The organism is Streptomyces sp. NBC_01707, assembly GCF_041438805.1.
Lineage (GTDB): Bacteria > Actinomycetota > Actinomycetes > Streptomycetales > Streptomycetaceae > Streptomyces.
On the sequence record NZ_CP109190.1, the window covers coordinates 4,195,304 to 4,209,689 of the forward strand.

Genomic DNA, 14,386 nt, shown 5'->3' on the forward strand with positions numbered 1-14,386 from the left:
GATCCTCACTTGTCCTTGTCGAGCGTGTAGGTGCGGTCGCCCGGTCGGATGGTGCTGTCGCTGCCGGAGGCCAGGAGCGCGAGGCGTACGTGCTCCGCGAAGGACTCGGCGTAGGCGATGCGCTGGGTGTCGAGCGTGTTGAGCGCGAACGTGATGGGGACGGCCTCGGTACCCATGTTCGTCTTGGCGTCCCGGCCGGGCTCCAGTGCGGTCAGCTTGCCGACGTCCAGCACCTTGGCGTTGGAGACGATGACCTTCGACTGGGACGGGGCGCCGTCCTGCTCGCCGGCGAACGTGGCGTAGATGTTGACCGTCGAACCGGGGGTGATCTTGCCGGCGACGCCGGTGGCGGCGTCGATCATGATGGCGATCTCCTGCTCACCGGGCTGCAGTTCGGGACTCTTCTGCATCATGTCCGACTGGAGCAGCGAGCCCTTGCGCAGCTGTGTGACGGCGATCTTTCCGTTGATCTCGGAGAGGTCGGTCACGGCGTTGGTCGACAGCCAGCGCTTCGGCATCTTGATCTTCTCGAACTGTCCGGAGGACAGCGCCGTGTAGGGGGCGATGTCGGACTTCAGCTGGTAGGCCGACACCTCGGGACCGACCTTCGAGTTGACGTCACTGATCACCGAGAGCACGCCGGCGAAGGCGCCGAAGGCGCACAGGACTGACAGGAGCAGGAGTATCACGCCGCGGCGCTGGCGGGAGTTCATGGGCCGGACAACCTCGTTCGTATCGGATGCGTGGGGCAGCGGACAGAAGGATGCGCGGTGACTGGGCGTACGTCTGGAAGTCGGTCGGGATTCGCGTCTGGGACTGTGCCTGTACGACGTCTGCATCTACGCGTGTTGCGGAAATGCGGGGACGTCACGACCGTGGCTGCACGGCCGCTCCTTGGTTCAGGACACTTCCGGGGTGCATTCGGTTCTCGGGTGGAGGAAGTGGTGAGGAACAGAACCCACAACGATCTCCGATGAGTTCCATTCCGCACCAGTGACAGTTCTCGCGCCTTACGGAGGCCACCAGTTGGTACAGAACGGAGATGTCCGGAAGATAGGCGGCAAATTCCACCAGCTTTCCGGTTCCCCACCAGCGCGAGGAGTCAGAAGGCAGAGTGGCCTCCTGGATGGCCTGGACCTTCCAGGCGGGAGCCAGAGTCGTGTGCACCCAGTCCGACTGCGACTGGCCCTTGGCGATCAGGAGATGCGTTCCGAACTCCGGCCCGGACGGCGGCTCCACGGCCGGGCCGACCTTGACGAGCTGCGGGTTCGGCCCCGCGACCACGGCGAACTGGGAGCCCGGCACCCATGATTTGGCATGCGTCTTGAGACTGACCGGAACCCGGTCCAGCTTGGTGACCGAGTTCAGCAGGGCGCCCGCGTGGATGTAGTGCGGCAGCAGCCGGGCGGCGGAGGCGACCACCCCGGGGCTGAAGTCGCAGATCGACAACTGGCGCAGCTGTCTTACGAGTACGGCGATACCGAGCGGCGGGAGATCCACCTTGAGCAGGGCGATCCGGTCGCTCTCCAGGACCGATCTGACGGAATGCAGCCTGCGCTCGTGGGCGGCCGGCAGACCGGCCGAGTAGACGGCGACGACATAGCCGTGCTGCTCCAGCAGCACATGCATGTCACTGATCGCCAGATCCATCGTCTGGTCTTCCGGAGCCTGCAGCAAGGCCGCCGTGGGTGTCTGCTGATCGGTCGGTGGCAGCACAAGATCAGCACTGGTCACTGCTATTGCGGTCGGCACGCTGGTCCCCGTTCGGCTCCGGCCACCGTCGCGCTGACGGCGGCCGCAATCGCTCCTGCTCCGTGCTTCTGCCACAGCACTTTATCCACGTCTTACCAGCCAGAGAACACCTTTCGTGGACCAGTACAGCTACATCCGGGCAACACCCTCGCGACAGGCGGGCGACAGCCCGGTGCGAAATCGGGCGAAACAGAGAGTGGTTAACTTCTGTACCACTGCGGAGGGTTACCGAAACGCCTTCCGATTTTCGTCGGACTGAATTCATTCGCGCACGTCAGAATGGATCTCGGGTGTTGGTGCACCATTCCGGAGGCGCGAATTCCGTCACCGTCCGACCACCCAGGCCGACCTGACCCGCCGACCACCCGACTCGCTGACGACAGAGGCCGATCGTGCCCCTGGAGGGCAACCACGGCGATCCGGACCCCGGCCGGCGCACGCCCGCCGCACCCCTCTTCGGAACCCGTGGTCGCCAGAGGTCTTGACAACTCGATTGGTCTGGACCAGCTTTGTCGGCCAACGGTGGCCACCGTTCTTCAACGCACCTCCATGCGCAGCACGTTCACGCCCGTGTCATACCCCCCGGCACCGGCCTGCACCCCCGATGCATCCCCCTGCATCCCCGACTCCCCCACGGAGGCAAGCACGTGGAACGCTCACCCGGCACCCGGCACGGCAGACGCCGCATCCGCCCGGTCCTCGGCTCCGTCATGGCCGTCGTCGCCGCAGCGGCGGTGACCTTCACCGGTCTCGTCGGCACCGCCCAGGCCGCCGACGTCAACAACGCCAAGAACGCGGGATTCGAGTCCGGACTCGCCAACTGGACCTGTTCCAACGGCAGCGGTACCACCGTCTCCTCCCCCGTGCACGGGGGAGCCGCGGCCCTGAAGGCGACCCCGGCCGGCCAGGACAACGCCCAGTGCACACAGGCCGTGGCCGTGAAGCCGAACTCCACGTACGCCCTCAGCGGCTGGGTGCAGGGCGGATACACGTACATCGGCGCGACCGGCACCGGAACGACCGACGTGTCGACCTGGACCCCCGACTCCAGCGGCTGGACCAAGCTCTCCACCAGCTTCACGACCGGCCCGAGCACCACCTCGGTGACCGTGTACCTCCACGGCTGGTACGGGCAGGCCCCCTACCTCGCCGACGACATCTCCGTCACCGGGCCGGACGGGGGCGGCGGCGGTGACCCGGCGCCGACCGTGCCCGCCACCCCGGCCGGTCTCGCGGTGGGCTCCGTGACCTCGTCCTCCGTGGCCCTGTCCTGGAACGCCGTGTCCGGAGCGACGGGCTACAACGTCTACCGGAACGGCACCAAGGTGCAGTCGGTGAGCGGGGCCTCGGCCACCGCGACCGGACTGACCGCCTCGACCTCGTACTCCTTCCAGGTGTCCGCGACCAACGCGGCCGGTGAGTCCGCCAAGTCCACGGCGGTGACCGGCACCACCTCGGCCACGGGTGGCGGCGGGGGCGGCGGGACCGTGCCCAAGCACGCGGTGACCGGCTACTGGCAGAACTTCAACAACGGCGCCACCGTCCAGAAGATCAGCGACGTGCCGGCCAACTACGACATCATCGCGGTCTCCTTCGCCGACGCGACCGGCACCCCGGGCGGCGTCACCTTCAACCTCGACTCGGCGGGGCTCGGCGGCTACACCGTCGACCAGTTCAAGGCCGACATCAAGGCCAAGCAGGCGGCCGGCAAGTCCGTGATCATCTCGATCGGCGGCCAGAACGGCACCGTCTCGATCAACGACTCCACCTCCGCGACGAACTTCGCGAACTCCGTCTACTCGATGATGCAGACGTACGGCTTCGACGGGGTCGACATCGACCTGGAGAACGGCCTCAACTCCACGTACATGACGCAGGCGCTCCGGTCTCTCTCGTCGAAGGCGGGCTCCAAGCTCGTCATCACGATGGCGCCGCAGACCATCGACATGCAGTCGACGTCGAACGAGTACTTCAAGACGGCGCTCAACATCAAGGACATCCTGACCGTCGTCAACATGCAGTACTACAACAGCGGTTCGATGCTCGGCTGCGACGGCAAGGTCTACTCGCAGGGCTCGGTGGACTTCCTCACCGCGCTCGCCTGCATCCAGCTGGAGGGCGGCCTCTCACCGGACCAGGTCGGGCTCGGTGTGCCCGCATCGACCAGCGGCGCGGGCAGCGGCTACGTCTCGCCGACGATCGTGAACAACGCCCTGGACTGCCTCGCCCGTGGCACGAACTGCGGCTCGTTCAAACCGTCCAGGACCTACCCGTCGCTGCGCGGCGCGATGACCTGGTCGACCAACTGGGACGCCAAGTCGGGCAACGCCTGGTCGAACGCGGTGGGCCCGCACGTGCACGGCCTGCCGTAACCACCGTCCGGTATCAGTGACCAGCAGCGCCACCGCTCCCCCGGTGGCGCTGCTGCATGTCCGCGTCCGAGTGCCGGCCGCGACCTCCGGTCACCCTCGCCCGTATTTCCTTGCGGGAAAGGGAAGTTGCCGACCTGGTACAGAGTGAGTCGTGGCACCTTCCGAGCCCTCGTGGGACCCTGTTCACCGCGCGATGAAGTGACGGGGGGAGCTACATGGCGGGGGCACGGCTGGAAGGGCTGAGCGACAGCGATCCGGCAGCACTCGGGACCAACCGGCTGCTCGGCCGGCTGGCGTCCGGCGGCATGGGACGGATCTACCTCGCCCAGGCCGCCGACGGGCAGCTCGTGGCGGTCAAGACACTGCTGGCCGAGGGCGAGGTCAGCGACGTCGACCGGCGCCGGTTCGCCCGCGAGGTGAAGCTGGCGCAGCGGATCGACAGCTCGTTCACGGCGCGGGTACGGGAAGCGGACCCGGACGCCGTGCAGCCCTGGATGGCCATCGACTACATCGCCGCACCCGCCCTCTCCGAACTCGTCCGAGCCGCAGGGGTGTTACCCGCGTCCGCCGTACGGTGGCTGGCTGCCGGAACGGCCGAGGCGCTCGTCACGCTGCACCGCGAGGGCATCATCCACCGGGATGTGAAGCCGCAGAACATCCTGCTTCCGCTGACGGGCCCCCGGCTGATCGACTTCGGCATCTCGCACGCCAGCGACCTCACCCGGACCAGCCTCACCCTCGGAACCATCGCCTTCACCTCGCCCGAGCAGGCACGCGGCGAGACGTCGACGGCGGCGTCCGACGTGTACTCGCTGGGCGCGACGCTCTTCCACCTCACCACGGGGCGGCCGCCGTACCGCGCCGACGGGGACACCCTCGCCCTGCTGGCCCGGGTGCAGCGCGGTGAACTGGATCTCGACGGGCTGCCGAAGGAACTCGTACCTCTCATCCGTCCCTGTCTGGCGGTGCACCCGGCGGACCGCCCCGCACCGGCGGACGTGCTGGACCAGTTCCGCCGGGCGATGGCCGGACTGCCGCTCTCGCAGAGCGGGAGCCGATGGCTGCCGCCCCGATGGACAGCCCTGATCGAGGTGTACGAACGCCAGAGTCACGCCCTGCTGCGCGGCGCGGCGGCGGACCCCGACGACCTGACCGTCGATCAGCGGACATCGGCGGTACCGCATCCGGGCCGTACCCAGATGTACACCCGGGACGCGGAGGCGGAGGCCGCCCGGGCGCGGGCGCAACGCGAGCGGGAACAGGAACGGGAGAAGGAGCAGGAACGCGAACGGGCGGAGCGCGAAAAGGAACGCGCGGCGCGCGAGCACGAGCGTGCGGAACGCGAACGGGCCGAGAAGCAGGCCGCCCGCGAGCAGGCCGCGCGACTCGAGGCCGAACGCGTCGCGGAGCAGAGGCGCGCCGAGGAGCGCCGCCAGGAGCGGGCCCGCAAGCGGGCTTCCTCGTCGCCGTCCCGGCAGCCGCCCTTGTCCGTGGCGTCCGTCACCGCCCCGCCTGCGAAGAAGGGCTCTTCGAGCGGCTGGTGGCTCATCCCGCTGATCTTCCTCGTGATGGTGGTCTGGCGGCCGTGGGAGCCGGACGCCGGAAGCAGCAGCGGGGGCGGCGGCACCTCCAGCAGCAGTGGCTACACGTCGTCGTCCGGCAGCAGCGGCTCGTCCTCCTCAGGCACCGTCGCGGACCCCGACCCGACGCCCGATGCCACCGATGCCGCTTTCCGCGCCGTATCGACCGGGGACTGCCTCACGGCGTACGCCGACGGCTACGACGACTGGTCCACGACCGCGCCGCGTACCGTGTCGTGCGGTGCCGCCGACGCCTACACCCGGGTGACGTCCGCGCGGAAAGGGATCAGCTTCGCGGACTGCCCGACCGGTAACGGGCGTTCGTACTGGTACCACGCGGGCTCGGTGTCGGACTTCACCGTGTCGCTCTGCCTGGAGCGCCAGTTCCGCACGGGCCAGTGCTTCGTGGCCAAGATCAGCAACACCTCCGTCACCAAGTCGCTCCTCATGAACGTCTGGAGCTGCGACGCGGCCAAGGTCCCCTCCGGCTACAACGCGACCCTGCAGATCACTGGCTACCACCGGGCGCAGAAGAGCTATCCGCGGGGCTACTGCGCCCGCAGCCAGGGGGACCGGAACAACTACTGGATCTACGACGTGGACGGCGGGAAGAACGTCCTGTGCACGACACAGACCGACTGATCCCGCCGCCGGCCGGCCCTGAGGCCTTTCGCTTGGATCAGGCACGAGCCGAGTGGATCAGGCGCGAGCCGAGCCTGATCCCGCCTGATCCGAACGAAGCACCCTAGATCACCAGGCTGAGCAGCGCCGCCACCGCGAAGCCCGCCACCGACAGGACCGTTTCGAGGACCGTCCAGGACTTCAGGGTGTCGCGCTCGGTGATGCCGAAGTACTTCGACACCATCCAGAAGCCGCCGTCGTTGACGTGCGAGGCGAAGATCGAACCCGCCGAGATGGCCATGATGATCAGCGCCAGATGCGCCTGCGACATGTCCTGGCCCTCGACCAGCGGCACGACGATGCCCGCCGTGGTGACGATCGCGACCGTCGCGGAACCCTGGGCGACGCGCAGGACGACGGAGATCAGCCAGGCCAGCAGGATGACCGGCAGGCCGACGTCGTTGAACGTGTCGGCGAGCGCGTCCGCGATGCCGCTGGCCTTCAGGACGGCGCCGAAGATGCCGCCGGCGCCGACGACCAGCAGGATGTTGCCGACCGGCTTCAGCGACGAAGTGGACACCGACTCCAGGGACTTGCGGGACCAGCCACGCCGGATGCCCAGCAGGTAGTACGCGAGCAGCAGCGCGATCGAGAGGGCGACGAACGGGTTGCCGAAGAACTCGATGACCGAGCGGACGGTGGAGGGATCCAGGGCGATGGAGGAGAACGTCGCGGCGAGGATCAGCACCAGCGGGGTGCCGATGATCGCCAGTACGGTGGCGAGCCCGACCGGCTCCTCGCGCGGGGAGACACCTGCGGCCCGCTGCTCGGCGACGACCGCGGCCTTCGCCTCCTCGGCTGCCTCGACCATGTCCTGCGGGACCTCGACGAAGATCCGCTTTCCGATCCAGGCGGCGTAGACCCAGGCGGCGAGGACGGACGGGATACCGACGACGGCGCCCATGAGGATGACCCAGCCGAGGGAGACGTGGAAGAGACCTGCGGCGGCGACGGGACCCGGGTGCGGCGGCAGGAATGCGTGGGTCATCGAGAGGCCGGCGAGCAGCGGCATCGCGTACAGCAGGATCGACTTGCCGGACCGCTTCGCGGCGGCGTAGACGATCGGCGCGAGGACGAAGATGCCGACGTCGAAGAAGACCGGGATACCGAAGATGAGACCAGTCAGGCCCATGGCGAGCGGGGCCCGCTTCTCACCGAAGAGGTTCAGCAGACGGGCGCTCAACACCTCTGCTCCGCCGGAGACTTCGAGGATCGCGCCGAGCATCGTGCCGAGGCCGATGATGATCGCGACATGGCCGAGGATGCCGCCCATGCCGGACTCGATGACGGAGACGGCGGCCGATTTCTGCACCGTGCCGAAGAGCTCGGTGACGGAGAGACCGGCGCCCAGGCCGACGGCTATGGAGACGGCGAGCAGCGCGACGAACGGCTGCAGCCTGACCTTGATGATCAGGAAGAGGAGAAGCGCGATTCCGAGGGCGGCGACGGTCAGCAGACCGGCGGTCCCGTCGATCAGGAGGAGGAGTCCACCGGTGTGGGGTGGTGCCTCGACCGGAGGTGGCGTGGCGGCGAGCAGCATGGGACGACTCCGTGGTGTGGGGGTCCTTCGGGCAGGGTGGGGCGCGGCACGGCGTCCCGGTGGTGCGGGGCGCCGTGCCGTGGGGCTTGGTGCTGCGGTGCGGCAAGCGGATCAGCCGTGGATCGGTCGGCTCGTTCAGCTCAGGACGGCGAGCGCGTCGATCTCGATCAGCAGGCCCTTGGGGAGGCCGACGTAGACCGTCGTACGGGCGGCGGGGGCCTCCTTGAGGTTCTGCTCGCCGAAGTACGCGTTGTAGATCTCGTTCATCTCCGCGAAGTGGTCCACGTCCGTGAGGTAGACGCGCATCATCATGACGTCGTCCCAGCTCGCGCCGCCCTCCTCCAGGATCGACTTGACGTTGGCGAACGTCTGGAGGGTCTGCTCACGCAGCGTCGGACCGGCCGGGGTCGGCGCCTGGCCCTCGACGGCGGGCAGGAAGCCGACCTGGCCGGCGACCTGGAGGATGTTCCCCTTCTTCACGCCGTGCGAGAACTTGGCGGGCGGGGCGGTGTGGGTGCTGGGGGTGAGGGCGGTCTTCTCGGTCATGACGGTTCAGGCCTTCTTGGGTCGGGGGGTGGGCGTGCCGGAGTACTCCCGCGTGATGGCGTCGGCGGTGCGGCGCACCAGCGGGAGCAGGGTGAGGAGTTCCTCGGCCGTGACGACGACGTTCGGCGCGGACACCGACATGGCGGCGACGACCCGGCCGTCCGCGCCGCGGATGGGGGCGCCGATGCAGTTGATGGATTCCTCGTGGCCGCCGAGATCGGTGGCCCAGCCCTGTTCGCGGACGGTGGCGAGCTCCTTGAGGAACGCGCCGGCGTTCGGGATCGAACGGGACGTGTACATGGGGTAGTCGAGCTTCTCGGCGATCGCACGCCGTTCCGGCTCGGTCAGATCGGCGAGCAGCAGCTTGGCGACGGCGGCGACGGTGATCGCGACGGGCTTGCCGATCCGGGAGTACATCCTGACCGGGTAGCGGCTCTCGACCTTGTCGATGTAGAGGACCTCGTGCTCCTCGTACACCGCGAGATGGACGGTGTGCCCGCACTGTTCGTTGAGCTCGACGAGGTGGGAGTGGGCGATCTCGCGTACGTCGAGGTTCTCGACGGCCTCCTGCGCCAGGGCGAACAGGCGGGCGCCGAGGCGGTAGCGCTGGTCCTGCTGGCGGTAGACGAGCCCGTGCTCGTGCAGCGTACGGAGCAGGCGCAGCGCGGTGGACTTGTGGACGCCGAGGCGGTCGGCGACCTGGCCGAGATCGGCGGGGCCCTGGGCGAGGAGCGGAAGGATGCTCAGCGCGCGGTCGACGGTCTGACTCATGGGGTGGGTACCTCCTCGGTTGCCCGCTCGGCCGCTGTCCAGCCGGGGCCGAGACGAAGTGTCTCCCAGGCGGTGTCGTCGAGAGCCACCAGCCGGTCGGCGTGGGCACGGGCCGGAGGGTCGGTGAGGTCGCCGGGAACGGTGAGGACGGCGGCGGCCATCAGGTGACCGTGCCGGGCGCGGTCCCGTACGGGCAGGTCGCGGAGGGTGGCGGAGAGGAATCCGGCCGCGAAGGCGTCGCCGGCGCCGACCGGGGCGACGACGTCGACCCGGAGGGCGGGGACGGTGGTGACAGTCTCGGGCCCGCCGCCGACAGCGGCGCGGGATCCGGTGTGGGGCCTCGAAAAGACCGTCGCCCCCTCGGCCCCACGCTTCACGACGAGCACCCCGGGCTCCGGCAGCGCCGCACGGATCGCCTCCGCGCCGTGCAGCCCCCACGCCTCCTCCGCCTCGTCCTCACCGACGAAGACGAGGTCGGAGCGGCGGGCCAGGTCGAGGAGCACGGCCGGTGCCGCGTCGGCGTCGCGCCACAGCCCCGTCCGGTGGTTCACGTCGAAGGAGATCAACGGGCGTCCGGGGCGGGGCGCCGTCAGGGAATGGAGCAGGGACAGGCAGTCGTCGGACAGCGCCGCCGTGATCCCGGACAGGTGCAGGATGCGGCCGCAGAGCGCGTCCTCCGCCGGGACGTTCGCCGGGGACATCGCCGACGCCGCGGACCCGGCCCGGTAGTACGCGACCTCGTGGGTGTCGGTCGCGCGGTCGGTCGCCGTACGGAAGTAGATGCCTGTGGGGCGGGCCGGGTCGCGCTCCACCGCCGATGTGTCGACGCCGTACCGGGAGATCGCCTCGACCAGATGGTCGCCGAACCCGTCCGCGCCGACGCGGCTGACCCACTTCGTCCGGTGCCCCGCCGCCGCGAGCGCGCAGGCAACATTGGACTCGGCGCCCCCGATCGCACGGCTGAAGGACGGCACGTCGGCGAGGCGTCCGGGCTGCGAGGGCAGGAACGTGACCATGGACTCGCCGAGGCAGACGACATCGCTCGTCGTGGCGGCGTGGGCCGCCCCCGCTGCGGGTCCGGACACTCTGGGCTCCTCGATGATCAGCGTTCAGCGCCGGCGTTCACCATTGACCCGGCATCGGCTCGGATGTTAGACAGCGTTAAGCGATATGCGCAATGACTGTTGCATATGTTGCAACGATTACTTCTTGAGGAGGCTCCCTTGGCCGCCGACCACCCGGTCACCCCGGCTGGACTCGCCGAACTCGCCGGACTTGCCGACGAACGGGTCGACCACCGCTTCAAGGCACTCCCGCCCGACGCGGACGGCCTGACCGTCGGCGCCCTGGCCGCCGAACGCCGCAACCTCTTCACCGGCGGCTTCACCACCCCGGTCCTCGCCCTCTCCGCCGAGTCGGTCGAGCACAACCTCGCCCTCCTGGAGGCCTACGCGGAACGCCACGGCCTCGCGTTCGCCCCGCACGGCAAGACCTCCATGTCCCCGCAGCTCTTCGCCGACCAGCTGAAGCGCGGCGCGTGGGGCATCACCGCGGCCGTCCCGCACCAGGCGAGGGTCTACCGGGCGTACGGCATCCGGCGGATCTTCCTCGCCAACGAGCTCGTCGACCCGGTGGCGTTGCGCTGGCTGGCCGGTGAGCTGGCGGCCGACCCGGAGTTCCACTTCGTCTGTTACGTGGACTCGGTGCGCGGTGTCGAGCTGATGGACGAGGCCCTGCGCACCGCGGGCGCCTCCCGCCCGGTGGATGTCGTGGTGGAGCTGGGCGCGGGCGAGGGCGCCCGCACCGGTGCGCGTACCGAGGCCGACTGCGCGGCGGTCGCCGACGCGGTGGCCTCGACGGGGACCCTGCGGCTGGTGGGCGTCGCCGGTTACGAGGGCGAGGTGCCCGACGCGTCGCCGGAGCGCGTACGGGATTGGCTGCACCGGCTCGTCGCGCTGGCGGCGGACTTCGACAAGGCGGGACGGTTCGCCGGCGCGGACGCGGTTCTGGTCAGCGCGGGCGGCAGCGCGTGGTTCGACACGGTGGCCGAGGTCTTCGCCGAGATCCCCGAACTCTCCGTACCTGTGGTGAAGTTGCTGCGTTCAGGTGCGTACGTCTCGCACGACGACGGTCACTACCGGCGACTCACACCGTTCAACCGGGTGTCCGAGGAGGGGACGCTGCAGCCGGCCTTCCGGCTGTGGGCCCAGGTCGTGTCACGTCCCACCGCCGAGCAGGCGTTCCTCAACGCGGGGAAGCGGGACGCGGCGTACGACCTCGACCTCCCGGAGGCGCAGGTGATCCGGTCCGGGCGCGACGGCTCGGTGCGGGCGGCGACGGGGGTCACGGTCACGGGACTGTCGGACCAGCACACGTGGGTGCGGACCGAGGCGGGGGCGGAGCTCGAGGTCGGCGACTGGGTGGGGATGGGGCTTTCGCATCCGTGCACGTCGTTCGACAAGTGGCAGCTGATTCCGCTGGTCGAGGCGGACGGCACGGTCACGGACTACATCCGCACGTTCTTCTGACCCCTGCGGGGCCGACTCCCACCACTCCGCCCCTCCCGAACCCGATCCCCGGGGCGGAGGGGTGGGGTGGGGCGGGGGAGGCGACACCGTCACCGAAAGGCTGCACAACCATGGACCTCGTCATCCGCAACGCCGGCGTCATCGACGGCACCGGCGCCCCCTCCTACCGGGCCGATGTCAAAATCGCCGAAGGCCGGATCGCCGAGATCCACCCCGAGGGCGCTCCGGGGCCCCGCCCCACCGCCACCCGCACCCTCGACGCCACCGGCCTCGCCCTCTCCCCCGGTTTCATCGACATGCACGCCCACAGCGACCTGGCCCTTCTCCGCGATCCGGAACACAGCGCGAAGGCTGCCCAGGGCGTCACCCTGGAAGTCCTCGGCCAGGACGGCCTGTCGTACGCCCCGGTCGACGACCGCACCCTCACCGAGGTACGGAAGGCGATCACCGGCTGGAACGGCGACGGTTCGGACGTCGACTTCGACTGGCGCACGGTCGGCGAATACCTGGACCGCCTCGACCGCAACTTCGGCGGCCAGGGCATCGCGGTCAACGCCGCCTACCTCATCCCGCAGGGCACGGTCCGGATGTACGCCGTCGGCTGGGACGACCGCCCGGCCACCGAGGCCGAGCTGACCCGGATGAAGGAGCTCGTGGCCCAGGGCATGGCGGAGGGCGCGGTCGGCATGTCGTCCGGCCTCACCTACACCCCGGGCATGTACGCCAAGGATGCCGAACTCACCGAACTGTGCCGGGTCGTGGCGGAGCACGGCGGCTACTACTGCCCGCACCACCGCTCGTACGGCGCGGGCGCACTCGCCGCGTACGAGGAGATGGTGCAGCTCACCCGCGACGCCGGCTGCCCCCTCCATCTCGCCCACGCCACCATGAACTTCGGCGTGAACAAGGGCAGGGCCCCCGAGCTGATCGCCCTCCTGGACCGGGCCGTCGCCGCGGGCGCCGACATCTCCCTCGACACCTACCCGTACACGCCCGGCTCCACGACGCTCGTCGCGATGCTGCCGAGCTGGGCGAGCGAGGGCGGCCCGGAGTCGATCCTCACGCGTCTCGCGGACGAGGTGACGGCCGAACGGATCCGGCACCATCTGGAGGAGCTCGGCTCGGACGGCTGCCACGGCGTGCCGATCGAGTGGGACACGATCGAGATCTCCGGCGTCAGCGTGCCGGAGCTGGCCGGACATGTCGGCCGCACGGTCGCCGAGTCCGCGCGGCTGCGCGGCGAGGAGCCGTGGGTCACCGCCCGCCGCCTGCTCCTCGACGACCGGCTCGGCACGACGATCCTCCAGCACGTGGGCCACGAGGAGAACGTCCGGCAGATCATGCGGCACCGCGTCCACACGGGCGGCAGCGACGGCATCCTCCAGGGCGACAAGCCGCACCCGCGTGCGTACGGCACGTTCCCGCAATACCTCGGCCGGTACGCAAGGGAATTGGGCATCCTCTCGCTGGAGGAGTGTGTCGCCCACCTCACCTCGCGCCCGGCAGCCCGGCTGCGCCTGGCCGACCGGGGGCACGTCCGCGAGGGCTACCGCGCCGACCTCGTCCTCTTCGACCCGGAGACGGTAGCGGCGGGCTCGACGTTCGAGGAGCCGCGCACCTTGCCGGTGGGCATCCCGCACGTCCTGATCGACGGCCGCTTCGTCATCGAGGACGGCAGGCGGACTTCCGTACTGGCGGGGCGGGCGGTCCGGTCGACGTCGTAGCCCTCCGCGCAGGCATGCGGCTCACGGCGCTCAGAACCCTTCCGCCCGCTCCTTCGCCCAGGCCAGGTCCTCCTCGGTCGGAGCGTCGTCCTGGGTCAGCGCGCGCCGCCAGTAACCGCTGAACTCCACCGTCGGCCGGGCCAGCCCGCGCTCCTCGACCAGGTGGCGGCGCAGCGCCCGTACCGCCCCCGACTCCCCTGCCAGCCACGCCGCGCCCGTCGCCGCCTCACCGGGCAGGTCCGCCGCCCGGACCGCGTCGACCAGAGTCCGCCCCGGGCCGTGCACCCAGTGCACGGCCACGTCGGCGGCGGACATGAGCCGTTGCTCCTCCCGCTCATCGGCGACCTCGACGTACGCCACCGCCGGCATACCGGCCGGCAGCGCTTCGAGCAGCGTCCCGATCGCCGGGAGCGCCGTCGCGTCCCCGGCGAGCAGCAGCCAGTCGGAGGCGGGCAGCGGCCTTGCGTACATCGACGACGGGCCGACCATGCCGAGTACGTCACCGGGGTGCGCGGCCCTGCCCCACCGGCTCGCGGGACCGGTCTCGCCATGGAGCACGAAGTCGACGGTCATCTCATTGCGCGCCCGGTCGTACGCCCGGACCGTGAAGCTGCGCGTCCAGGGGCGCTCGGCCTCCGGGATCGCGAGATACGCCTCGTACCACCGCATCCCGTACGTGTCGTCGGGGTGCTGTTCCGGCAGGACCGGCACGCCCCGCCCCCTCGGGAAGCAGAGTTTCATCTGCTGATCAGGCCGGTCCTCCATCACATCGGCCAGCGCATCGCCGGTGAAGGTGATGCGTGCCATCCGGGGCGTGATCCGCTCCACGGCCGTGACCTGTACGTACGACACCGGCAGCGACGGACTCATCGGCGTGGCCACCCACTCTCTC

Annotated in this window: 11 protein-coding genes; 4 read left to right on the plus strand and 7 right to left on the minus strand. The window is 69.8% G+C overall.

Annotation, left to right across the window (positions count from 1 at the left end):
• Window positions 1–5: 5 nt before the first annotated feature.
• Window positions 6–713 (minus strand): Flp pilus assembly protein CpaB, encoded by a 708-nt coding sequence (gene cpaB / locus OG963_RS18745; RefSeq protein WP_093772992.1) that lies wholly within the window; start codon window positions 711–713, stop codon window positions 6–8.
• Between the two features lie 154 nt (window positions 714–867).
• Window positions 868–1,734 carry a hypothetical protein gene (locus OG963_RS18750; protein WP_030914838.1) on the minus strand — a complete coding sequence of 289 codons (867 nt, stop codon included), beginning with the start codon at window positions 1,732–1,734 and terminating at the stop codon, window positions 868–870.
• A 665-nt stretch (window positions 1,735–2,399) separates the two neighbouring features.
• Here OG963_RS18750 and OG963_RS18755 point away from each other — a divergent pair.
• Together OG963_RS18755 and OG963_RS18760 are read left to right on the plus strand one after the other, a co-directional pair.
• On the plus strand, window positions 2,400–4,124 hold the full coding sequence (locus OG963_RS18755) for a chitinase (protein ID WP_371799262.1): 1,725 nt from the start codon (window positions 2,400–2,402) through the stop codon (window positions 4,122–4,124).
• A gap of 215 nt (window positions 4,125–4,339) precedes the next feature.
• Window positions 4,340–6,346, plus strand: a complete 2,007-nt coding sequence (locus OG963_RS18760; RefSeq protein ID WP_371799263.1) for a serine/threonine-protein kinase — start codon at window positions 4,340–4,342, stop codon at window positions 6,344–6,346.
• 103 nt (window positions 6,347–6,449) lie between these two features.
• Here the strand turns inward: OG963_RS18760 and OG963_RS18765 are convergent, their stop codons facing one another.
• From OG963_RS18765 to OG963_RS18780, 4 genes are all read right to left on the minus strand, one after another.
• On the minus strand, window positions 6,450–7,925 hold the full coding sequence (locus OG963_RS18765; protein WP_093772996.1) for a GntP family permease: 1,476 nt from the start codon (window positions 7,923–7,925) through the stop codon (window positions 6,450–6,452).
• Window positions 7,926–8,060: 135 nt separating this feature from the next.
• Window positions 8,061–8,471, minus strand: coding sequence for a RidA family protein (locus OG963_RS18770; protein WP_093772998.1), 411 nt, complete (start codon window positions 8,469–8,471; stop codon window positions 8,061–8,063).
• A 6-nt stretch (window positions 8,472–8,477) separates the two neighbouring features.
• Window positions 8,478–9,242: an IclR family transcriptional regulator gene (locus OG963_RS18775; protein WP_093773000.1), complete on the minus strand. Its 765-nt coding sequence runs from the start codon at window positions 9,240–9,242 to the stop codon at window positions 8,478–8,480.
• Complete coding sequence (locus OG963_RS18780) at window positions 9,239–10,327, minus strand: sugar kinase (RefSeq protein WP_093773002.1); 1,089 nt, start codon at window positions 10,325–10,327, stop codon at window positions 9,239–9,241. The genes OG963_RS18775 and OG963_RS18780 overlap by 4 nt, the downstream gene beginning before the upstream one ends.
• Window positions 10,328–10,465: 138 nt before the next feature.
• Between OG963_RS18780 and OG963_RS18785 the strand changes: the two genes are divergently transcribed.
• A complete protein-coding gene (locus tag OG963_RS18785) occupies window positions 10,466–11,770 on the plus strand; it encodes an alanine racemase (RefSeq protein WP_319324616.1) in 1,305 nt (434 codons plus the stop codon).
• A gap of 110 nt (window positions 11,771–11,880) precedes the next feature.
• Entirely contained in the window at window positions 11,881–13,494 is a 1,614-nt protein-coding gene (locus OG963_RS18790; RefSeq protein WP_371799264.1) for an amidohydrolase family protein, read from the plus strand.
• A gap of 30 nt (window positions 13,495–13,524) precedes the next feature.
• Here OG963_RS18790 and OG963_RS18795 read toward each other — a convergent pair whose 3' ends face one another.
• Entirely contained in the window at window positions 13,525–14,364 is an 840-nt protein-coding gene (locus OG963_RS18795) for a siderophore-interacting protein (RefSeq protein WP_371800307.1), read from the minus strand.
• Window positions 14,365–14,386: the final 22 nt, after the last annotated feature.